The sequence below is a fragment of the Vibrio sp. 16 genome, assembly GCF_963681195.1.
Lineage (GTDB): Bacteria > Pseudomonadota > Gammaproteobacteria > Enterobacterales > Vibrionaceae > Vibrio > Vibrio sinaloensis_D.
Genome location: NZ_OY808998.1, coordinates 103,096 through 126,435, shown reverse-complemented (window position 1 = coordinate 126,435; position 23,340 = coordinate 103,096). Strand labels below are relative to the sequence as shown.

Sequence of the window (23,340 nt, the reverse complement as noted above, 5' to 3'; positions counted from 1 at the left end):
GGATAACCACTATGACCAACGCAATCGAACACACCGTGTCTGACCATATTGCCGTGATCACGATGAACAATCCGCCCGCCAATACATGGACAGAGCAAAGCCTGATGCAACTAAAGCAATTGGTGTTGAGCTTAAATGCCGATCGCGATGTCTATGCGCTGGTGCTAGTGGGGCAAGGCGAAAAATTCTTCTCTGCGGGCGCTGACCTTAACCTATTTGCATCGGGTGATAAAGCTGTCGCGTTTAATATGGCAAAAGCCTTTGGGGAAGCATTCGAAACCCTATCTCAATTTCGCGGCGTGTCGATAGCGGCTATCAACGGTTACGCCATGGGAGGCGGATTGGAAGTGGCGTTGGCTTGTGACATACGCATCGCAGAAACGCAAGCCAAGCTCGCGCTGCCTGAGGCGAAAGTGGGCTTGCTGCCGTGCGCTGGAGGGACTCAGAATCTCACGGCTTTAGTGGGTGAAGGTTGGGCTAAGCGGATGATTCTCTGCGGCGAACAGATCGATGCGCAGATGGCGGAAAAAATTGGGCTGATTGAACAAGTGGTTGAAAAAGGCGATGCGTTAAATCAAGCCATTGAACTTGCGAAACAAGTCGCCAATCAATCACCTTCATCGGTGGCTGCGTGTAAAACGCTGATCCAGACCACACGGTTCCAAACGCGAGACTACGGTTTAGCAAAAGAGAGGGAGCTGTTTATGGCTCTTTTCGATACGGATGATCAACAAGAAGGGGTGAACGCATTTCTTGAAAAGCGTACACCTGAATGGAAAAACCAATAAGGGGGCAATATGACCGATACTGTCCATTTTAATCTACTGCCTTGCAGTGACAGTCAACACAAAATCGCCGTTGCCACGCTCGACAACGCCCCTTCATTAAACGCGTTAACCGCCAACATGCTCACCTTGTTAATGACTCAATTAGCGTTGTGGCAAGAAGACGATGACATCATTTGTGTGGTGCTTGAAGGTGCCGGAGAAAAGGCTTTTTGCGCGGGCGGCGATGTAAAATCGATGCATGAAGTAATGCGTGACAACACCAATGATGAGATTCGCCGAGTGTGTGGCGACTTCTTTACCATCGAGTATCAATGTGACTACCTAATTCACACCTACTGCAAACCGATCATCGCATGGGGAAGCGGAATTGTGATGGGTGGAGGCATGGGGCTGTTTATGGGCTCAAGCCATAAAGTCGTCACACCCAATTCGAAGCTCGCAATGCCTGAAATCAGCATTGGCTTATACCCTGATGTCGGTGGAACATGGTTCTTGAATCGGTTGGATGACGGGATAGGTCTTTTCCTTGGGCTCACCGGTTCCATGCTCAATGCGACTGATGCCGTTGACGTCCATTTGGCAGACTTTATGGCGCTTCCAGAACATAAAGCCAGCTTGATCGAACAACTCCAAGTGGCCGACTGGGAATGCGTGGACGACGCCTATGAAGTCGTGACTGAGTTGTTGGAAACATTTGCTCAAGAGGCGCATCACGAATCACCTAAACCTCAGCTACTTCCCTTTTACCCGCATATTCAACAAGCCTGCCAACAGGACAGCTTACTTCAAGTGGTTGATGCCATTGACGCAATAGAGGGTGAAAGCCAGTGGTTAGCGCGCGCGAAATCAAATCTCGCCACTGGCAGCCCGATCAGTGCCCATATTTGCTACCGTCAATTGACCGCTTGCCATGACCTTTCATTGGCAGATTGTTTTCGCTTAGAGCTGACGTTGTCAGTGTGTTGCTGCCTATTGGGCGAGTTTCAAGAGGGCGTGAGAGCACGATTGGTCGATAAGGATGGTTCTCCAAACTGGAAGTATAAAAGCCTCGCTGCTGTCGAAGATAAGCTTATTGATGAAATGTTTACCTCCCTGTGGACGCCAGAGTCACACCCTCTTGCACAGTTAGGGCACTACTAGTCAGTTGACTCTCAAAACAAAAGGACACTGTTATGACAACCATCGCGTTTATCGGACTTGGCAATATGGGTGCACCCATGGCACTGAACTTAGTGAAAGCAGGGTGCAGGGTGCAAGTATTTGATTTGGTGGAGCAATCGGTAGAGCAACTGGCGTCACAAGGCGCTGTCGCGGCAAACTCAATCGAAGAAGCACTAAGCGGTGCAAATGCCGTGGTAACCATGTTACCTGCGGGGGAGCATGTTCGCGCGGTCTATCTCGGTGACCACCAAGGTAATAAAGGACTCATTGATGTCGTGGCGCCAAATACTCTGTTAATCGATTCCTCAACCATCGACCCAGACTCTGCCCGATTGGTTGCTTCCCACGCACAGAGCAAAGGGCTTGAGTTTGTCGATGCTCCGGTCTCTGGAGGCGTTGCGGGGGCAGCAGCCGGGACACTGACTTTTATCGTTGGTGGCAGCGATAAAGCGTTTGATAGAGCAGAGCAAGTGCTAAAACACATGGGCAAAAACATTTTCCATGCTGGCAAGGCAGGCGATGGTCAGATGGGAAAAATCTGTAACAACCTGATGCTGGGTATATTAATGTCGGGGACCTGTGAGGCGTTAAACCTAGGCATTGAAAACGGTTTGGATCCAAACGTCTTATCACAAATTATGCTGCAAAGTTCGGGGCGAAATTGGGCACTTGAGCTTTATAACCCATGTCCGGATGTGATGGAGACAGCGCCAGCCAGCAATGGTTATCAACCCGGATTTATGACCAAACTGATGCTCAAAGATCTGGGCTTAGGGCTTGATACCGCGGCAAAAAGCCAAACCTCGGTGCCGATGGGATCGCTCGCTCGAAACCTATTCGCTTTTCACAATGCTAATGGCAACGCGGAAAAAGACTTTTCTAGCTTGTTTGAGTTTTACCAAAACAAAAATAAGTGAGGTCAACGATGGACTTAAAGCAGAGTGTCATTGCGATAACAGGTGCAGGGAGAGGGTTGGGCCAGATTATGGCAATCACTTTGGCTTATGCCGGTGCGGAGTTAGCCCTACTTGATATGGATGAATCTTCTCTGGAAGAGACCAAGCAACAATGCAATATGTTGGGCGTGAAAGCGCTGTGTTATTGCGTGGATGTCACATCGGAAGAAGAAGTTGAATGCGTTTTTAATGACATTGTGGGCGATTTTGGCCAGTTAGATGGACTCATCAATAATGCAGGGATCCTACGTGACGGCTTACTTGTCAAAGTGAAAGATGGCGTAGTTAGCAAAATGTCGTTGGAACAGTTCAACTCAGTGATTAACGTTAATCTGACCGGGACTTTTTTGTGTGGTAGAGAGGCAGCATGTCAGATGGTCAAGTTACAACGACCGGGCGTCATCATTAATATCTCGAGTGTTGCAAGGGCAGGCAACATTGGCCAAACCAATTACGCGGCGTCTAAAGCTGCGGTAGCGACACTTGCGGCAACTTGGGGCAAAGAGCTAGCAAGGTACGGGATACGCTCAGTTGCTATTGCCCCAGGCGTGATAGAAACGGAAATGACACGCCAAATGAAACCCGAAGCCAAACAAAGATTGGAGCAGGCCATACCGCTGCGCCGCTTGGGCTCGGCCAATGAAATCGCCAGTACGGTTCAGTTTGTTCTTGAAAATGATTATGTCAATGCGCGAACCATTGAGATAGACGGTGGAATTTCATTTTAGTCTGTCCAGCTACCAGTGCACACGGATACGTTGACAGACATTATTTTTCCTAATTTTTCGTAAAGTTCCCAAAGCGTGCTTACAATTATATCACTAGATGCATAAATATATGTGACGTCAGATGGCAGTTTCCTCTAATTCGATAAGCGGATATGGACTTTCCGCGAGAGGTCATTGTTATGAAAATTGCCACCAAAATAGTAACGGCATCAACCATATTGTGTACGTTGGCGGTTGTTGCCACAGGCGTAATAGTAGGTTGGCGCTCCTCGGTGTTATCAGAAGACGCGCTATATAATCGCGCCACTGAGCAGTTAATCTCTGTTCGTGAAATAAAGAAAAATGAGATTGAACTCTATTTCGAACAGATTCGTGGTCAATTGATCACAACAGCACACTCGGTAGGTGTACAAGACGCCATTACCGAGTTTTCTCAAGCGTTTGCTCAGTATCCGATAGAGTCAGTGACTGAGCGGGATCACTCTGCATTAGAACGTTACTATCAGAGCCAGTTTGGTGCGACGTATCGAGCGTCAAACAGCGGCCGTTCTGCCAATGAAATGCAAAAACTGTCGATGATTTCTCCGCTGGGGAAGGCGTTGCAAGCGAGATACATAGGCACCAACCCCAACCCCCTCGGTGATAAGCATCAATTGATAGCTGACAGTTTGGGTACTCGTTACGATGAGGTTCACGCAAAATATCACCCAAGTATCAAAGGGTTTCTAGAGCAGTTTGGCTATTACGATATCTTTCTCGTTAACCCAAACGGGGACGTCGTTTATTCAGTGTTTAAAGAGCTGGATTACGCCACCAACTTATTGACCGGCCCTTATGCGGGCAGCGGGATTGCAAAAGCCTTTAGTCAGGCACTTTCAATGAGCGATGGCCAGTTCCATCTTGAAGACTTCGCGCCTTACTATCCTTCTTATCAAGCTGCGGCTTCTTTTATCTCTTCACCGATCAAACAGGGTTCAACAACCTTAGGTGTGCTGATATTCCAGATGCCAGTGGACGAAATCAACAACATCATGACTTTCAACGGCAACTGGAGTAATGCGGGTTTGGGGGAAAGTGGTGAAAGTTATCTTGTTGGCCCTGATGGGCTTTTGAGAAGCGAATCGAGATTTCTCATGGAAGATGCCGATAATTACTATAAAACGATGCTGAATTCAGGGGTATCAAACACCATTATTGAGCAAATCAAGGGCAAAGGATCTGCGATTGGTCGCCAGCCTGTGACCACATCTACCTCAAAATCGGCGTTGCGTGGGCAAAGTGGTTCGGACGTTGTGGTTGATTATCGTGGTGAGGATGTTTTGTCTGCTTACGCGCCAGTTAATGCGGCAGGATTGAGCTGGGGGATCGTGACAGAGATTGATAAACACGAGGCGCTAAAAGATGTAGATAGCTTAATCAATGCAATGATCTTTACCGTCTTGAGTAGCATCGTGGTCATTGTGTTTATTGCAATTGTTATCTCTTACTTCTTAGGTAGAAGTATCGCTTGGCCTATCAAGTTGGCGAGCGAGCGTATTCAACAAATTAGCGAAAATAATGATCTTACCCAGCGACTCGAAGTGGCGGGTAAAGATGAGATGACTGAACTCGCTCTAAGTTTGAACGGGTTATTCACACATCTACAGCAAATCATTGGCAAATTTGCACAAGCGACTGATGACTTAAACAGCAATACCAATAGCATGGCGGGCAACATGAACAGTACCCGCGCCGCTGTCGATGACCAAAATCATCGAACCGAGTCGGTGGCTACGGCTGTTAATGAGATGAGCGCTTCAATTGCTGAGGTGGCACAGTTTGCAACCCGAGCAGCAGAGTTTGTCAAAAACGCTAATGACGCTGGCAGCCAAGGTGTCAATATTGGACGAAGTTTGGGCGTGGAAATCTCTCAGTTGAATCAGCAAATGCAAACTGCGGTTGAAGCGATCGGGCGCCTACATAATGAGACCAACTCAATTGCTGAGGTGCTCGATGTAATTCAAGGCATTGCCGAGCAAACGAATTTGCTGGCACTCAATGCAGCGATTGAGGCGGCTAGGGCTGGTGAGCAAGGGCGCGGTTTTGCCGTGGTAGCTGACGAAGTCCGTTCATTGGCGGGGCGTACCCAGTCATCGACAGAAGAAATCCGTGAAAAGATTGAGTCACTGCAACGTGAAACCAATGAGGTTTCGAAGAGTATTGAGAATGCAAACATCACGGTATCGAAAGGCGTCGCGACGTGTGATGAGAACACTGACATGTTGGAGCAAATCGTCACGATGCTGATTGAACTTAATGAGATGAACGTTCAAATCGCCGCCGCAACCGAAGAGCAGCGCGCTGTAACGGATGAGATTAGCGGCAGTATCACATCCATAGCGGATGCATCTTCAGCAGTGTCAATTCAGGTGAACGATGTGGACGATGTCTTGCAAGGGCTCTCTTCCCAAGCTGAAGAGCTCAATCAGGATGTTACCCAGTTCAAATATTGATCCACTTGTAACCGCGGCTACTTTGCATGAGCCTAGATCAGCAAAGTAGCCTCGGCTCATCTTGAATCCTTTCTTTATATAGCAGGGTTAACCTACCTATTCTCTGACGACAAATTAGCGCTTTTTATCTCGTAATCAATCGCATAGACTGACCTCTTTATAATATCTATGGAGAGAGTCCAAATGGAATTGAATGCCTTTATTGAAAAACTAAACCAGCAGCCTGAGCAAGTTGAATTTGAACAAACGATCGCGGTGATCGACGCTTACTACGATTTCGTTCCAACCTCGTTTACTAACGGAAGTACCCGCAATGATGCTGGGCAAAACAACGGTTCGTGTAAGATTTTTGCGTTCGGCAAACTGAATGGATTGGATAAGGCAAGTACGCTGGCTTGTTTTGGTCGTTTTTATCGACAAGACGTGCTGGAAAACCCACAAGGCGAAGATCACGCCAATATTCGTAACTTTATTCAGTCAGGCTGGGATGGTGTTCACTTTAACGGTGAGGCATTAATAGCAAAATAAGCGAATCGATTTCGACTTTCTGGAGAGCGAACAATGACGAACAACGAACTAGAAAAATACCTTGATACCTTTATGTGCGCGGAGTCGAGTTTCCCTTTTGGGCCAGATGCGTTGGTATTTAAGGTCAAAGGTAAGATGTTCGCTATTTTGGCGCAAAGGGAAGGGCGAGAGTACGTGACTGTAAAGGTCAAACCTGAAGATGGGGAAGTGCTCACCGATCAGTTTGTGGATATCACACCGGGTTATCACACCAATAAGCGCCACTGGGTGACCGTTTATTATCCTGGTGATGTTGAAGACGGCTTGATTCACGACCTGTGTGAGCGTTCTTATGAGCTTGTGGTGAGTAAACTACCTAAAGCACAGCGAGAATTATTGCAGGGCGGAGCGGTCGGAAGTGTATAAAAATCGCCTGATTAGATCAAACAAACAGCTATTTGATGTAATTGTCGGCAAACAAACAAAAATATGAGATTTTTGTTTGACTCTCAGTGCTCAATCCGTAAAGTATGCAGCGAACGCAACGGTGGGTAACCTAAAGCGTTGAAAGAAAAGGGCGCCTTGGCAGAGTGGCTATGCAGCGGATTGCAAATCCGTGGACCTCGGTTCGACTCCGGGAGGCGCCTCCATTCTTTATCATATTTTGGATGGTGTTTATTGTTCTAAACGGCATCACAAAGCGATTTGTGTGCCCTGGTGGTGGAATTGGTAGACACAAGGGATTTAAAATCCCTCGGCGTTCGCGCTGTGCCGGTTCAAGTCCGGCCCGGGGCACCATCTTAAATTACTCGAGAGAGTGCAAAAATAATGGCGCCTTGGCAGAGTGGCTATGCAGCGGATTGCAAATCCGTGGACCTCGGTTCGACTCCGGGAGGCGCCTCCATTATTTCTTAAAGTAGCAAGCCAGCCGAGTGCTGGTTTTTTTGTCTTTGAATTCCTTCCTGATGACTATCATAGCTCTATACCATGGCCTATGCGGTGCGTAGTGCACAGGTTTGGTGCATTAACATTTGTTAAGTTAAATCTAACTCCTTGAATATCAAGCCTTAACGACTTGGCATCTAATTTGCTGATCTAGTTTAGCTCGGCTGAAACGGGCACAAAATATATAACAACGTCACAGGCAATGAAGCCTCCTTCACTCGAGCAGTGAAGGAGGCTTTTTTTCAAGGAGTAAGTGATGACAAGGGAATGTACAAAGACAGCTTGCCCATATTGTGGAGTAGGCTGCGGTGTTGAAGTAAACCAGTTAGGAATTCAGGGAGATAAGCAGCACCCTGCCAACTCTGGCGCGCTATGTGTAAAAGGCTCGGCGTTAGCGCAAAGCCTAGATATGCCGTCTCGACTGTTGTATCCAAAGCTCAATGGAGAAGAGATCAATTGGGACCAAGCAACAGATATTATTGCCAATGCCTACCATGAGGCGATTGTAGAGAGTGGCCCAAGTTCGACGGCCATGTATGTCTCTGGTCAACTGCTAACCGAAGATTACTACGCTGCGAACAAGTTTATGAAAGCGACAGTTGGTAGCGCGAACATAGATACCAATTCGCGACTCTGTATGTCGTCGGCGGTTGTGGCGCACAATCGCGCATTTGGTGAAGATGTCGTTCCGGTCAACTATGCAGATATTGATGATGCTGAACTTATCGTTATATGTGGTGCGAATACCGCATGGACTCACCCTGTTCTATTTAGACGAATTCAGCGAGCTAGAGAGCGTAACCCTGAGCTGAGACTCGTTGTGATTGACCCGAGAGAGACAGTCACTGCGCAGCAAGCTGATCTGCATTTAGCGCTTCCCAATGATGGCGACGTTGCTCTGTACAATGGCTTACTGCGCTACTGTGTCGATACAGCCAATATCGACCAAGAATATATCGAGCAGCACACATCGGGTTTTACTAAGCTATTAGACTCGGTTGCTTCAAACGCTTTCAGCATCAACGAACTTAGCGAACAACTAGACCTAAGCCAAGAACAGCTCAAAACCTTCTATCGCTGGTTCGCTAACACTAAAAAGACCATTACTTTGTTCTGCCAAGGAGTAAACCAGTCTCAATCGGGTTCTGACAAAGCTAACGCGATCATTAATGCCCACCTAGCTACGGCAAAAATTGGTGTGAAAGGCGCCGGGCCATTCTCAATTACCGGTCAGCCTAATGCCATGGGCGGTCGAGAAGTGGGTGGCTTGGCTAATCAGTTAGCGATACATCGTGGTTTTGATGATGAGTCTATTAAGCTCGTCAGTGAATTTTGGCAAACCGATAATCTTGCGTCAAAGCCAGGACTAAAAGCGATTGAGATGTTTGAAGCGGTCGATCGTGGTGAGATTAACGTTATTTGGATCATGGCGACCAACCCAGTGGTTTCAATGCCAGACAATACCTTCGTAAAACGCGCACTAGAAAAGTGCCCAATGGTGATTGTCTCTGATGTGACTGGAAACTCTGATATCGCAAAATATGCCACTTTATTATTACCCGCTGCGGGGTGGGGCGAAAAGCAAGGTATGGTGACCAACTCGGAGCGAATGCTCACTCGTCAGCGTCAATTCACACCACCTAAAGGGCAGTCTAAACCTGACTGGCTCGCTATCTGTGAAGTGGGGGAAAAGCTATGTAATTTACAGTGTAAGCCGAATGCCTTTGGCTTTGAGTCTGAAGCGGATGTGTTTAGAGAATTCGCGGCTATGAGCGGTATCAATAAACAGAGTCCACTCCTGTTTGATATCTCTGAATACGCACAGATCAGCGACGAAGAGTATCAAGCGTGGCAGCCAGTACAGTGGGGTGGAACTCGCCCTTACGAGTCAGGTAGCTACAGCTATGCTGATGGAAAAGCGCGCTTTGTTGTTCCTGCAATGCCTATTAGCGAGCAAGACTCGTCATGGTGGCTCAATTCTGGTCGTCAGCGCGATCAGTGGCACACTATGACTCGCACGGGTTATATCACGCATTTGGCCGCGACTGAGCCGGAACCAACCGTCTATATCAATAGCCGCTCTGCAGCTTATATCGACGTTAAAGAAGGTCAGCTCATCTCATTGGTTAGCGATAATAGCGACAGTCGTATCTATGCTAAAGCAGCCATTGATGATGGTCTCGGTAATCGACAGCTGTTTATGTCGATGCACTGGGCCGGAGAATATGGCCTTGCTAGCCAGGTTAACGCTGTTCTAAGCCGTTATGCTGACCCGTACTCAGGCCAGCCTGCATTTAAGTCGCAGAAAATTGCGATTGAGCCTGTAGCGGTCAAAACCTACGGCCTTTATGTTGGTGAGAAGTTTGTAGACCGAGACTTCCTATATCAATCTTTCCAAGTGGAAGAACGTGTCGGGATTTGGCGTTTCGCTGACAGCTTGCCTGCGGATAGAGCTTATGTCTCCAATCTAGGGTCGACACCACATCAACGTGAAGTGATCCTCGAACTTGAGCTAGGTTGGCTAACCGTCGGCTATGACGAGTTAGGCGATAGTAAAGTGATTCGTTCGATCTTGAGTGCTTCCAATCAACCCATTGCGGCTAATGCTACAGAACTGGCAGGACTGATTGGTAAACCACTAACCTTTACCGCGCTCCTTTCCATTGCGGCTCAGGAAGAAGCAACCGAGTTGATTTGTAGCTGTTTCCGCGTCAACGATAAGCAGATCGTGCGTGAACTAGAGAGTGGTGAGTGCACTAGCGTCAATCAACTGAAAAACAAGCTTAAGTGTGGCACCAACTGTGGCTCTTGCTTACCTCAAGTTGAGCAGCTAGTTGCTGAGTACCACCAAACGATTGTTGTGACTAAGTAGGAGCAGAGCATGAAAATGGATTTACTTTACAAAGAAGGTTCACAACTCGGTTTGCGCGGTGCAGGTTTTGTCGCTCATGACTATGTTGAGCACACCATTGATGGCTCCGATAACGAGCAAAGTAAACTGGGCGGTACAGGCAAGGTATTGCTAGTCGGTGCAGGGCCTAATGACCCGGAGTTGCTAACAGTCAAAGCGATGAAAGCGATTCAGAGCGCAGATGTGATTGTCTATGACCGTCTGGTGAACCAAGAGATCCTTGAATTCGCGTCAACTCAGTGCAAACTCATTTACGTAGGTAAACGCTGTGGTCAGCCAAGCCTAAAGCAGGAAGAGATCAGCCAAATATTGGTTGATTGTGCAAAGCTTGGTAAGCAAGTAGTTAGGCTTAAAGGTGGTGACCCGTTTATCTTTGGTCGCGGTGGTGAAGAGGGCTTGTTGCTGGCTGAAAATAATATTGAGTATCAAGTCATCCCAGGAATTACCGCAGCCATTGGTTGTGCCGCATCTTCGTATATTCCATTAACCCATCGTAAAGTGGCTCGAAGCGTTACCTTTGTGACCGGACAAGTGGTAACCGGAGCACTACCTGCTTGGTCTCAGCTTGTCGGTGCAGGTCAAACATTGGTGTTCTACATGGGATTAGAGAAAGCCGACGAGATTCAGCGAGGCTTGATTAGCAATGGCTTAGATGGCGATTTCCCACTCGCGATTGTTACCCATGGTTGTAGCCGACAGCAAAAGGTGCATGTTTCCTGTTTAAGAGAGCTAACTTCCAAAGCGCATGAGCTGAAAGGAGTGAGTCCGGCATTGATTATATTGGGAGAAGTGGTCAAACTGAGAGACGAACTAATGTCGACTGTAGGGTCTGTTGACCTTTTGAGCTGATTTTTGCAGCAGTTTGTGGGTTCTTTATGCAAGGCAGAGGCTTTGAATTGTAGTTGCTCTACCTGATGAGCCGATAACGCAGCAGAAAGGAGCCACAAACGCTGCCCGAAGGGTTCGGCTAAAAGCGTTTTACTCTTTGTTGAGAGGCGTTTTGCTTAGAATGACTAGGCGGCAAACCTCTCGCCGCGATTAAAACGCTTTTATCTCGAACAAAATTTAACCGCAAAAGGTCAACAGACCCTAGAGCATGTTGTTTCTCAAGAGGAAGTATGAGCACAATTTTAGAATGTATTCGCACTGTAGGTCGAGGTGAGCGTGGGCGTAAACCGCTAACGTTTGAACAGGCGTACAAAATCATGGATGAGTATCTTGATGGTCAATGTGGTGACGATCAAATGGCGATGCTACTAATGTTGATTCGAGTGCAAAACGAAACTCAGCAAGAGATTGCAGGTTTCGTAAAAGCGTTTCAGTCTCGCGTACCGAGTTTAGGCGCAGATATAGACTGGCCATGCTATGCGGGCAAACGCAGCAGCGCAGGCCAGCCTTGGCATCTGTTAGCCGCGAAAATCCTATCGCAACATGGCTATAAAGTGCTGCTTCACGGCTATCATGATAGACCTGCAGGGCGATTGCATGCGGAAGATTACTTAGAACAGTTCGACGTACAAATCGCTGACTCGCCGGAGCGTGCGAAGAGTCTACTTGAAACTCACGGCATTGCTTACTTGCCGCTTAAGCATTTTGCGCCACAAGCGGAAACCATGATTGGCTGGAAAAATCGCTATGGATTGCGTACTCCGATCAACACGGTTGTTCGTGCGTTAAACCCAGGTGGCGCGAAACTTGGCCTACGCGGTAGCTTTCATCCTGGATTTCAGCAGCTTCATGCCGAAGTGGAGAGTGAAATTGGCTTAACCAGTCACGCAGTTGTTTCTTTTAAAGGTCAGTCTGGCGAGTCGGAGTACAATCCAAAGGTGAGTCAAACGGTTTGGGTAAGTACGCCAAACGGTGTTGAGTCTCACTACTGGACTGAACGAATGCTGACAGACATCCCTCTACCAAGCAAATGTCTGTTTGGTACTGAAGAGTCGAACCTCAACATGATGGCAAATACCATAGTATCTACAATGGCAGCAACGTTGTTTGCCGAATTTAATGATTTAGAGCAGGCCTTCGAAAAAGCCTATAGTTTATGGTCTAGCTACTGTAAAAATCACTGATTTTACTACTTGGCACATTCCTTGTTATGTCTCCTATTAGATAGAGAGCAAAACAGGGAATGTTCATGAATAAAAACCTCTCAAAAAATCCTCTTATTGTGTGTAGTGATCGAGTCGAAGAATCGGTGCGATTAACCACTCAACTCGCGCAAGAGTTCGACAATATCAACAGCTGTCAGCTCAACCAGCTTGAGAAGATGCTCGACCGAGAACCCGGTGCCAATGTGGTTGTGGGTTGGCAGCAGCCGAGCGCAGAACTTCGACTGATTATCGAAGAGTGTCGACTCAGAAAGTTGCCGCTTCTGGTTGTGTTAAAGCAATTACAGTCTAATGATATCAGTCGCTTACCAGAGAAAATGGACTACGTAATCATTCCAGCAGACAGTCAATTCTCACTTTTACCTTGGATTGAAAATGCCTGCCAAATGCGCCAATCAGTGACTGCACTAGAAAGTGAGATAGAGCAATTAGAATTCAAACTAGAAGAGCGAAAGTTGGTTGAAAAAGCCAAAGGCTTGTTGATGAAGATGCATCAGGTCGACGAAGAAGCTGCGTTCAACGCGATGAGGAATTCGGCGATGCAGTCGAGCCAATCGCTCGCACAAGTTGCAAAGAACCTGTTGCAAACCCTGGAAGCCCTTAAGTAACACTCTACCACTTTGGGGTTATAAGAAAAATTCCGCATTGGTGCGAAGTGCACTAATACTAAGCAAATATAATACTGCTCGATAGAGTGTTTCATTTAAGAGGTTGATATTAAAGGATTAAATAAGTTGGCACATAACTTGGAACACTATAAACAGAAACTATGACAATCTGTTCAATCGTAACCTTGAATTATCAACGGCGGTAATAGAAAGGAAGCAATGGCGCTACAGCTCACTGGAGTTGTAGCGCCTTTTTATTGGAGAAAACTTATGAAATGGACGTCAGCAATCAAGCGCACTTTAGTCGGCGCTGCACTTACAACCACGTTTTACGTGCCCACCACTTTCGCCGAGTTAGGGGAGCCTGAAATAGAAGATCTAAAGTTTGGTTTCATCAAGCTTACTGATATGGCACCCCTAGCGGTCGCGTATGAGAAAGGCTTTTTTGAAGATGAAGGTTTGTACGTCACGTTGGAAGCTCAAGCCAACTGGAAAGTACTACTAGACCGAGTCATCGACGGCGAACTTGATGGTGCACACATGCTATCTGGTCAACCGTTAGGTGCGACTATCGGTATCGGTACTAAAGCCGAGGTAATTACTGCATTTAGTATGGACCTTAACGGTAACGCGATTACCGTATCGAACAAAACTTGGGAGCAAATGAAACCAAACATCCCAGTTCAAGAGGATGGTCAATTAGTTCATCCAATCAAGGCCGATGCTCTTAAACCTGTAGTTGAAAGCTATCTTGATGAAGGTAAGCCGTTCAACATGGGCATGGTGTTTCCTGTCTCAACTCACAACTACGAACTTCGTTATTGGCTAGCTGCTGGTGGCATTCACCCAGGCTATTACGCGCCAACAACGGGCGACAACAGCGGCCAAGTAAACGCAGATGTACTACTGAGCGTCACACCTCCACCGCAAATGCCAGCAACCATGGAAGCGGGCACAATTGAAGGTTACTGTGTGGGCGAACCGTGGAACCAACAAGCGGTATTTAAAGGTATTGGCGCTCCTGTCGTGACTGACTACGAAATCTGGAAAAATAACCCAGAGAAGGTGTTTGGCGTATCAAAATCCTGGGCTGAAAAATATCCAAATACTCATATTCGTGTTGTGAAAGCTCTGATTCGTGCTGCTCATTGGTTAGACGAGAACGACAACGCTAACCGTGTAGAAGCGGTGAAACTATTGGCTAAGAGCGAATACGTTGGTGCTGACTTTGAAGTTATCGCGAACTCAATGACTGGTACCTTTGAATATGAGAAAGGTGATGTACGTGAAGTGCCTGATTTCAATGTGTTCTTCCGTCACAACGCAACCTACCCATATTACAGTGATGCGATCTGGTACTTAACTCAGATGCGTCGTTGGGGCCAAATCCCTGAAGAAAAGTCGGATGACTGGTACATGGAAGTGGCAAAAGAAGTATACCGTCCAGACATCTACCAACAAGCAGCTGAAGCTCTAATCGAAGATGGTGTTCTGTCTAGTACAGATTTCCCTAAATTCGCTGAAGAAGATGGCTTCCGCGCTCCACAAACTCACTTTATCGACAATATCGTCTACGACGGCCGTTCACCAAACGCTTACCTAGAGAAATTCGCGATTGGTCTGAAAGGCAAAGACAAAGTTTAACAACATAAAGGAGGGGTTCGCCCCTCCAATAAAAATAGTACTACCAACAAGGATGTATAGGAGTCGTTATGTCGAGCAATGTAATATCATTAATTCCGAGTAGAGAGCTGGTTGCGAATAAAAGCAAAGCTATTCTACTGCCTGTTATCGGAATCTTGCTGTTTTTAATGATGTGGCATTTTAGTGCACGTCAGGTAGAAACATCACTTGGTACCTTACCTGGTCCAGCTCAAACCTATCAGCAGTTTAGTAACTTAGTCAGCGAGCACTGGGCGGAGCGTGACAAAGAGATCGCGTTTATTGAGCGCCAAGAAAAACGCAACGCAGCAAAGCTAGCAAGGAACCCTGATGCTAAGGTGAAAATTCGCCCTTACACAGGCAAGCCAACCTTTTTTGACCAAATAATTACCAGTTTGATCACGGTAGCGAGTGGTTTCTTACTTGCGACAGTTATTGCAATCCCTCTGGGTATTATCCTCGGCTTGAACCAAGGCGTTTACCAAGCATTCAACCCAGTAATACAACTACTTAAACCTGTTTCACCCCTAGCGTGGCTACCTATAGTGACCATGGTGGTGAGTGCGATATATGTCAGTGACGATCCTATGTTTGCCAAATCTTTCGTTAACTCACTGCTTACCGTTGCACTGTGTAGCTTGTGGCCAACGCTTATTAACACTGCGGTTGGCGTAACAAGCGTAGATAAAGACCTCATTAACGTAAGTAAAGTTTTGCAGCTGTCATGGTGGCAGCACATTCGAGTCATCGTTCTTCCTTCAGCCATTCCGATGATCTTCACCGGGCTTCGCTTGTCATTAGGTATTGCATGGATGGTATTGATCGCGGCAGAAATGCTGGCGCAGAACCCAGGTCTAGGTAAGTTCGTATGGGACGAGTTCCAAAATGGTAGCTCGGCGTCTTTAGGGCGAATCATGGTAGCGGTTATTGCTATCGGTTTTATCGGTTTACTTCTCGACCGCGGCATGTTGCAACTTCAGAAGTGGTTATCTTGGAACAAACAGCTGGCATTGCGATAAAAGGAGTTTCCTATGTCTAAAGCACTATTAGATTTAACCCAGTTGGGTATGAGTTTTCCGACACCAAACGGCGACTTTATTGCACTGAAAAACGTAAACCTGCAGATCCAAAAAGGCGAATTTATCTCATTAATTGGTCACTCAGGTTGTGGTAAATCAACGGTACTTAACCTAGTTGCAGGTCTGCACTTGCCAACTGACGGTGGTGTGATTGTTGATGGTCGTGAGGTGAGTGGCCCTGGCCCAGAACGTGCGGTTGTGTTCCAGAACCACTCTCTACTGCCTTGGTTAACGGTATACCAAAACGTTGAGCTCGCGGTGAAGCAGATTGCTGATCAACACTCTGGTTCAGTTGACACTAAAACTTGGATTAAACAGCAAGTTGAACACTATTTAGAGCTGATTCAAATGTCACATGCGGCGGATAAAAAGCCGGATGAAATTTCAGGTGGTATGAAACAGCGTGTTGGTATTGCTCGCGCGTTGGCTCTGCAACCAAAAGTCCTATTGATGGATGAACCGTTTGGCGCGCTAGATGCGCTAACTCGTGCACGTTTGCAAGACTCACTAATGCAGATTCAAGCTGAGCTAAACAATACAGTCATCATGATTACTCACGATGTCGATGAGGCGGTACTGCTCTCTGACAAAATCGTCATGATGACCAATGGCCCAGCGGCGACGATCGGTGAAGTGTTAGAAGTCGATTTGCCAAGGCCACGTAACCGCGTTGAGCTAGCTGACGATCCACAGTATCAGAAATGTCGTCAGTCAGTTCTTCGCTTCCTCTATGAGAAGCAGGCAAAAACAGCGGCTAGCCCGGCTGATAAAAAAGATAAAGAGCAAAAAGAGCTCGCAACGACCGCTAAAACGGCTTAAAGGAGTCACATTATGGAACATATCGTTGTTGTAGGTAATGGCATGGTTGGCCACCATCTTGTGTCTCAGTTGGTAGAGCGTGGTGCTCACCTAGAAAAACGCATAACTGTCATCGGAGAAGAGCGTTTTATCGCTTATGACCGAGTACAGCTCTCTTCGCTGTTTTCGGGCAATAGTCATCAAGACCTAATGCTGAGCAGTGAAGAATGGTACAAAATGCATGGCATTGAGCTAATGCTCGGTAGCCAAGTGACGCAAGTTGAACGAGATAAAAAGCGTCTAGTTCTCGATGGTGATAGCGTGATGGGGTACGACCAACTTGTTCTCGCGACAGGTTCTTACCCATTCGTGCCGCCAATCGACGGTAAAGATCGCGATAATATTTTTGTTTACCGAACTCTAGATGATCTTTCTGAAATCAAAACTGCCTGTCAGGGCGCCAAAACAGGTGCCGTCATCGGTGGTGGTTTGCTTGGTCTAGAAGCTGCCAACGCATTGAAACTGCTGGGCGTTGAAACACACGTGGTAGAGTTTGCGCCGCGCTTAATGCCAGTTCAGCTTGATGATGGAGCAGGGCAAGTTCTTAAAGAAAAAATTGAGGACTTGGGCTTAACCGTTCATACCTCTACCGCGACAGAGAAAATCTGTGATGGTGAGAGTGCTAACCACAGGTTAGTGTTCAAAGACGCCGACCCTCTAGAAGTCGATGTCATCGTATTCTCTGCAGGTATTAGACCTCAAGATGCCCTAGCGCGTGAGGCAGGTATCGAGATTGGTGAGCGTGGCGGTATTGTTATCAATGATCAGTGCCGCACAAGTGATGAAAGCATCTATGCTGTGGGTGAGTGTGCGTTATGGCAGGAGAAAATCTTCGGCTTAGTTGCTCCGGGCTACACTATGGCGCGAGTGGTTGCGGATCAATTACTTGGACGTGATAACCAAGGCTTCACTGGTGCAGATATGAGTACCAAACTCAAGTTGCTTGGCGTTGATGTTGCTTCGATTGGTGATGCTCATAAAGCAACTGAAGGTGCGCAAGAGATGGTGCTGCAAGATGCAGTTGCTGGTATCTATAAGAAGTTGGTTGTCGATGAATCAGGAACTAAGTTGCTTGGTGCGATTTTAGTGGGAGACAACTCAGACTATGACGCGCTACTTCAATGTTACCTTAACGAAACTGAGCTTCCAGACCATGCGGCTAACTTGCTGTTTGATACGGGAATGCTAAACGGCGAGATGGATGATAGTGCCATCATCTGTTCTTGTCATAATGTCAGCAAAGGTGACTTGGTCAGTGCGATTCAAGCAGGTGCTCATGACCTAGATACGCTTAAGGCGGAAACGAAAGCGGGTACAGGTTGTGGTGGTTGTACCAATATGGTTAAGAGTGTCTTGGATGCTCAGCTAACTACTATGGGGGTTGAAGTTAACAACCACATCTGTGAGCACTTTGAATTATCGCGCCAAGAGCTATTCCACATCTGTCAGGTAGAGCAAATTAAAGATTTCGATACCTTGCTAGAAAAACACGGTAAAGGCATGGGGTGTGACCTTTGTAAGCCAACCGCTGCATCGGTATTTGCGTCGCTATGGAATGAGCACATCATGGAGCCACAACACAGCTCGCTACAAGACTCGAATGATGCATTCATGGCTAACCTACAGAAAGACGGTTCTTACTCAGTCGTCCCTCGCGTAGCGGGCGGTGAAATTACCCCAGATAAATTGATTGCTTTGGGTGAAGCGGCGAAGAAATACGATCTCTACACTAAGATCACTGGAGGTCAGCGTGTCGACCTATTTGGCGCTCAAGTGGAGCAGCTACCAGAGATCTGGCAAGCATTGATCGACGCAGGTTTTGAAACCGGCCATGCCTACGGTAAATCACTGCGAACGGTTAAATCATGTGTCGGTTCAACCTGGTGTCGTTACGGTGTTGATGATTCTGTCGGCTTAGCCATTGAGCTAGAGAATCGCTATAAAGGCCTTCGTGCGCCGCACAAGATCAAGTTCGCTGTCTCTGGTTGTACCCGTGAGTGTGCGGAAGCGCAGAGTAAAGATATTGGCGTCATCGCAACTGAAAACGGTTGGAACCTCTATGTTTGTGGTAATGGTGGTATGCGGCCAAGACACGCAGACCTGATTGCTTCGGATCTATCTAAAGCAGAGCTAGTTGCACTTATCGACCGTGTACTCATGTTCTACGTACGAACTGCGGATCGTCTACAACGAACCTCAGTTTGGATGGAGAACTTAGAAGGTGGATTGGATTACCTGAAACAAGTAGTGATCGAAGATTCGCTTAACCTTAATGAGTCTCTTGAAGCTCAGATGCAGCATATCGTTGATACCTACCAATGTGAGTGGAAGAGCACGATTGAAAACAGTGACAAACTGGCTAAGTTCAAACCATTTATCAATGCCGATGATGCAAGCCAAGCGCTGCCATATCAAAGAGTGCGCGGTCAACGTATCCCTGTGAAGGAGGAAATCTAATGGAAGTCGTAGATAAAGTAAAAGTTTGTCGCCTAGATGAGTTGTCTCCCTACCAAGGTCGAGCTGCGTTAATTGATGGCGAGCAAGTGGCGCTGTTCAATATTCCTGAGCATGGTGTGTTTGCGATTCAAAACTGGGACCCAATCGGTGAAGCTTATGTGCTTTGCCGAGGAATCGTGGGCGATGTAGCAGGGGAGATGTGCGTCGCCTCACCACTCTACAAGCAGCATTTCAGCTTAAAGAGTGGTGAATGCATCGAAAAGCCGGAAATAAAATTGTCGGTATACAAGGTAGAGATCGAAGAAGGCAATGTCTTGATTGGCTGATAGCCTGATGCGGTTGTGAGCAAATAGATCTCGCCTTGAACAACGCAGATTTGTTTTAACCACTTGAACATTAGAGCTAAATGTTTCGTTGACTCTAAATTTCTAGCTGTAAAAGTACACCCCGTTCCCACGACAACATCGTTGGAACGGTGGTCTGCAATCGCTTTTCGCGTTGCCCTGGTGGTGGAATTGGTAGACACAAGGGATTTAAAATCCCTCGGCGTTCGCGCTGTGCCGGTTCAAGTCCGGCCCGGGGCACCATCTTAAATTACTCGAGAGAGTGCAAAATTAATGGCGCCTTGGCAGAGTGGCTATGCAGCGGATTGCAAATCCGTGGACCTCGGTTCGACTCCGGGAGGCGCCTCCATTATTTTGAAGCCCTGACAGAGATGTTGGGGCTTTTTTATGTCTGTAGCTTGGTCAAAAAAATGCCCAGTCAAAAGACTGGGCATTGCTGATTAATAGCTATTCATAATGATGAGTTGCGTATCATCAATGACATAAGTTTGGTAGCCATCGCCTGACACATCCAGTTCATTGTAAATGCTATTGTTACTTCCTGACGCGTCACCGCTGTAACGCTGTGAGCCATCCGACTTGAAGATCCATATATCTTTGTCACCATAGTAGTTACTTGTGGTGGCATGAACTTCGTTGTTCTCACCCATTGCTGAGCCAGCGGCGTATCCGTCGGTGGTAAATACCTGCGTAACCTGCATGCTATCGACATCAAGACTGAGCAGTGAGGACCCAACCGGATAGACCACGCTACCATCGTTGTTGATGGCTAAGCCGGTAGCGAACGAATCTGTACCGTGTGGCGCTGTAGCGATATGCTCCACTTTGACATCGTCACGATAGCTGTTGTACGTCAGTTCATAACAGTGCAATAGGTACGGCGATAGACCAGATTCGGCAGCACAGAAGCGGTTACCAAATTGGCTTGATGCAACAATGTCATAGCCTTGATACCAAGCAACGGCTGATACCCAGTGAGCGTCACCACGTACATTTAGGCGTGTACCGGTATTGGCGTGATAAATGTTCCCACGAGCGCCAACAATCAGTGGTACGCCTGAAGGTTCGGTAATTGTAAACGTCTCTGCGAGCCCATCATTACCTGACCAGATCGTATGTAGGTTAAATGTCGTCAGGTCAAAGACAGCGATACTGTTGCCATCCAAACCACTGTATAACCATCTTCCGTCCTCACTCACTTTAATGTCACCAAACTGGTGCGTTCCGCCAGGTGATAGCCCCGCAACGTATTCTTGCGTATGGCTATGATAAACACTGATTTCAGCAGAATCGGCGGTTCCATCGTTAAGGTAGATGTAAGGTCTAACTGGGTCAGCCGCTACATTGATTGCTTTTTGGGGTATCACTTGCTTCTCGACTGGGTCGGTATCGCCAACCCAAAGGCTGACACGAATGCTATTGCTGTTGGCAATACTCGTGTCATCTGGTACGACGACAACTTCCGCTTCATGCAGCTGATTGGTCGCTAAACCGCGAGCATCCGCAGTAAGCTGCAACTTATCAGCCGTGGTACCAGAGGTTGTCACCGTCAGCCAAGGAGCTTCTGTTGACGCTTTCCAAAGCGTGTTGGTAAAGCCGTAGGTGTCTAGGATATCGATGTCAGCAGTAAGACGTTGTTTGGTTGCAAACTTAGTCAAGGCAACACCGCGATCAGGCACAACAAGCGCACGACGAGACGCAAGCACGTTCACGTCAAATTGTTTGTTGATTGTGTGTTCACCAACTTGAGCAGAAGCCGTTGCGGTAAAGGTGTTAAGGCCTTCCTTTACACTTTCAATAGAGGTCAAGTTCACATCAAGTGTTTTTGCGGTGCTCGATGCGTAAATGTTGGAGGAATGCAGACCTTCAGGCAGTGACACTGTTACTGGATGAATGCGATCACCTGTCGATAAGCTTACGTCGAGGCTGGTTGAAATGGGTTCAAACCCATCTGAGATGTCGAGTGTGACGCTATTACTACTCAGCGTTAACTCTGGTAAAGCAAACTCAGCGGATACTTGGATTTGCGAGTCTGTGCCTTCCGTTTTGTCGCGCAACGTTATAGTCGTTGAGTAGGATCCAGGCGTGAGCTTGTAGTCGATAATGGAAAGCTCGACAGTGGTGTCACCGGTGCCCATTCTTTCACTAATTGAGAGCCAGCTAGCGGTGTCTAGTAACAGCCACTCTATGTTAGTGCCGGTAATTGAAAGCTGTTTAACCTCTTTCGCTGAAGAACCAATGGTGTGGGACAAGGTAGTACTTGTGAGGTTTGCCTTGAGTTTATCGTGGCGAGTCGGATCGAGTGGGTAGTGATCGTTGACATCCAATACGCCATCGTTGTCATCATCGGTATCATCGTTGTTGCTAATACCATCGCCATCTGTGTCTACAACTGGCTCAGTAGGCTCAGTAGGCTCAGTAGGCTCAGTAGGCTCAGTAGGATCTGTTGGTTCGGTAGGGTCCGTTGGCTCTGTTGGTTCCGTAGGCTCGGAAGGATCAGTTGGCTCCGATGGTTCAGTGGGTTCGGTTGGCTCTGTGACAGGCGCGGTGAAGTTTGTGAGTTCAATGATTTGACCACCTTGAACGCGGCGAACAATACCAACATTGTCGGCAAACCACAGGTCTACTTGCCAAGGAATTTCAAAGAAGTAGCCGTCGATGGTAGAGCTAATGTATAAGTCTACGGTTACGTGAGTGGCATCAAAAGTACCGTAGGGAACAGTAATCGTCTCAGTCCCATTGATGGTTGTCGAACCATAAACATTGATGGGGTTATTTCCGTATGTCGGTTGGATGTTGGCTGTGCCAGAAGTGGCAACACTTTGCAGCGATCGAGCTGAACTCTCAACTAACTGCATAGATTCATCGAATCGGAAATCAATACTAAAAGTGCCGACGCCAGAAACATAAGTTGAAGGCGAATAGAAACCAGCAAACGAGACACTTTCTTCTGTGGCAATAAAGTACTCTTTACCGCCAGTTGGATAGTTAATGACTTGCGCGGTTTTTCCGCCTATTTGGGTGGTCGTTGCGTACGTACCTTTGCTACTGTTGTCGTAGTACCACTTAGTGTCACTGGTGGTTGGTAGATAGCTATTGGGAGAGTTAGGTGCGATGGTTTGAGGTTTGTTGCCACCATTACTGCTGCCACCGCCGCCGCCGCCACCACACGCTGACAGCGTCAAAGCACAGGCTAATATAATCCCATGGTACAATGTTTTTATTGAGGTCGAACCTCGTCGGCTCCGTGCCGAACAATTAAGCCAGTTCAAACGATTTCTCCTGAAAAATCAAAATCGCTTAAGTTTATAATTTGCTCAATTATATGGGTTGGGATTGATGGGCAATTTCGACTGACTTGGCATATTTCTCATCAATATTTCAGTTGGCTGTGAAGTGTTTCTCAAATGATTGTTTTTGATGTCTAAATAGAATTCTAACTCTACCTTAACCTCATGTTTTACAAATGGAAATATTTCCAAGAGCAAAAAAATTAACTAGGGGGGAAATCAAGTGATATTGAGAACGAGCCGGTAATAAAAGTACGAACTATGAAGCCTATCTGACTCGAGACTCTATAACGACATAGAGTTATAAGACATCGAACCTAGTTAGCGTTTTTATTAAGGCTTTTCGAAGTTCGCTTTGTAACCGAACACAATGAACGGATTGAATTATTAATAATACAGTGTACATTTAGCAGATGAATCAACCATTATTCTTATATTAGAAA

At 47.0% G+C, this 23,340-nt stretch carries 17 protein-coding genes and 5 tRNA genes; 21 read left to right on the top strand and 1 reads right to left on the bottom strand.

Features of this window, described 5'->3' with window-relative positions; all coding sequences use genetic code 11:
* Positions 1-11 precede the first annotated feature (11 nt).
* From U9J37_RS14785 to U9J37_RS14685, 21 genes are all read left to right on the top strand, one after another.
* Positions 12-788, top strand: a complete 777-nt coding sequence (locus U9J37_RS14785; protein ID WP_005471280.1) for an enoyl-CoA hydratase — start codon at positions 12-14, stop codon at positions 786-788.
* Between the two features lie 9 nt (positions 789-797).
* Positions 798-1,928, top strand: a complete 1,131-nt coding sequence (locus U9J37_RS14780; protein WP_005471384.1) for an enoyl-CoA hydratase/isomerase family protein — start codon at positions 798-800, stop codon at positions 1,926-1,928.
* Positions 1,929-1,960: 32 nt separating this feature from the next.
* Positions 1,961-2,866, top strand: a complete 906-nt coding sequence (mmsB, locus tag U9J37_RS14775) for a 3-hydroxyisobutyrate dehydrogenase (RefSeq protein ID WP_005471379.1) — start codon at positions 1,961-1,963, stop codon at positions 2,864-2,866.
* An 8-nt stretch (positions 2,867-2,874) separates the two neighbouring features.
* Entirely contained in the window at positions 2,875-3,633 is a 759-nt protein-coding gene (locus U9J37_RS14770; protein ID WP_005471286.1) for an SDR family oxidoreductase, read from the top strand.
* Between the two features lie 179 nt (positions 3,634-3,812).
* Positions 3,813-6,125, top strand: a complete 2,313-nt coding sequence (locus U9J37_RS14765) for a methyl-accepting chemotaxis protein (protein WP_043886810.1) — start codon at positions 3,813-3,815, stop codon at positions 6,123-6,125.
* Positions 6,126-6,308: 183 nt separating this feature from the next.
* A complete protein-coding gene (locus U9J37_RS14760) occupies positions 6,309-6,653 on the top strand; it encodes a HopJ type III effector protein (protein ID WP_005471231.1) in 345 nt (114 codons plus the stop codon).
* 33 nt (positions 6,654-6,686) lie between these two features.
* A complete protein-coding gene (locus U9J37_RS14755) occupies positions 6,687-7,058 on the top strand; it encodes an MmcQ/YjbR family DNA-binding protein (protein WP_005471322.1) in 372 nt (123 codons plus the stop codon).
* Positions 7,059-7,208: 150 nt separating this feature from the next.
* A tRNA-Cys gene (locus U9J37_RS14750) sits at positions 7,209-7,282 on the top strand.
* 61 nt (positions 7,283-7,343) lie between these two features.
* A tRNA-Leu gene (locus U9J37_RS14745) sits at positions 7,344-7,430 on the top strand.
* Positions 7,431-7,462: 32 nt separating this feature from the next.
* Positions 7,463-7,536, top strand: a tRNA-Cys gene (locus U9J37_RS14740).
* A gap of 297 nt (positions 7,537-7,833) precedes the next feature.
* Positions 7,834-10,449 (top strand): nitrate reductase, encoded by a 2,616-nt coding sequence (locus U9J37_RS14735; RefSeq protein ID WP_005471419.1) that lies wholly within the window; start codon positions 7,834-7,836, stop codon positions 10,447-10,449.
* A 9-nt stretch (positions 10,450-10,458) separates the two neighbouring features.
* Positions 10,459-11,337, top strand: a complete 879-nt coding sequence (cobA, locus tag U9J37_RS14730) for a uroporphyrinogen-III C-methyltransferase (protein WP_005471186.1) — start codon at positions 10,459-10,461, stop codon at positions 11,335-11,337.
* Between the two features lie 269 nt (positions 11,338-11,606).
* On the top strand, positions 11,607-12,560 hold the full coding sequence (locus U9J37_RS14725) for a glycosyl transferase family protein (protein ID WP_005471199.1): 954 nt from the start codon (positions 11,607-11,609) through the stop codon (positions 12,558-12,560).
* A 65-nt stretch (positions 12,561-12,625) separates the two neighbouring features.
* Positions 12,626-13,207, top strand: a complete 582-nt coding sequence (locus tag U9J37_RS14720; protein ID WP_043886797.1) for an ANTAR domain-containing response regulator — start codon at positions 12,626-12,628, stop codon at positions 13,205-13,207.
* 270 nt (positions 13,208-13,477) lie between these two features.
* Positions 13,478-14,851, top strand: coding sequence for a CmpA/NrtA family ABC transporter substrate-binding protein (locus U9J37_RS14715; RefSeq protein WP_005471254.1), 1,374 nt, complete (start codon positions 13,478-13,480; stop codon positions 14,849-14,851).
* Between the two features lie 68 nt (positions 14,852-14,919).
* Positions 14,920-15,888, top strand: a complete 969-nt coding sequence (locus U9J37_RS14710; protein WP_043886798.1) for an ABC transporter permease — start codon at positions 14,920-14,922, stop codon at positions 15,886-15,888.
* A gap of 12 nt (positions 15,889-15,900) precedes the next feature.
* On the top strand, positions 15,901-16,767 hold the full coding sequence (locus U9J37_RS14705) for an ABC transporter ATP-binding protein (protein ID WP_322414180.1): 867 nt from the start codon (positions 15,901-15,903) through the stop codon (positions 16,765-16,767).
* A 12-nt stretch (positions 16,768-16,779) separates the two neighbouring features.
* A complete protein-coding gene (nirB, locus tag U9J37_RS14700; RefSeq protein ID WP_005471263.1) occupies positions 16,780-19,263 on the top strand; it encodes a nitrite reductase large subunit NirB in 2,484 nt (827 codons plus the stop codon).
* A complete protein-coding gene (nirD, locus tag U9J37_RS14695) occupies positions 19,263-19,589 on the top strand; it encodes a nitrite reductase small subunit NirD (protein ID WP_005471343.1) in 327 nt (108 codons plus the stop codon). The genes nirB and nirD overlap by 1 nt, the downstream gene beginning before the upstream one ends.
* A gap of 174 nt (positions 19,590-19,763) precedes the next feature.
* Positions 19,764-19,850 (top strand) — tRNA-Leu (locus tag U9J37_RS14690).
* Positions 19,851-19,882: 32 nt separating this feature from the next.
* Positions 19,883-19,956 (top strand) — tRNA-Cys (locus U9J37_RS14685).
* 91 nt (positions 19,957-20,047) lie between these two features.
* Here U9J37_RS14685 and U9J37_RS14680 read toward each other — a convergent pair.
* Positions 20,048-22,792, bottom strand: coding sequence for a WD40 repeat domain-containing protein (locus tag U9J37_RS14680; protein WP_005471230.1), 2,745 nt, complete (start codon positions 22,790-22,792; stop codon positions 20,048-20,050).
* Positions 22,793-23,340 lie beyond the last annotated feature (548 nt).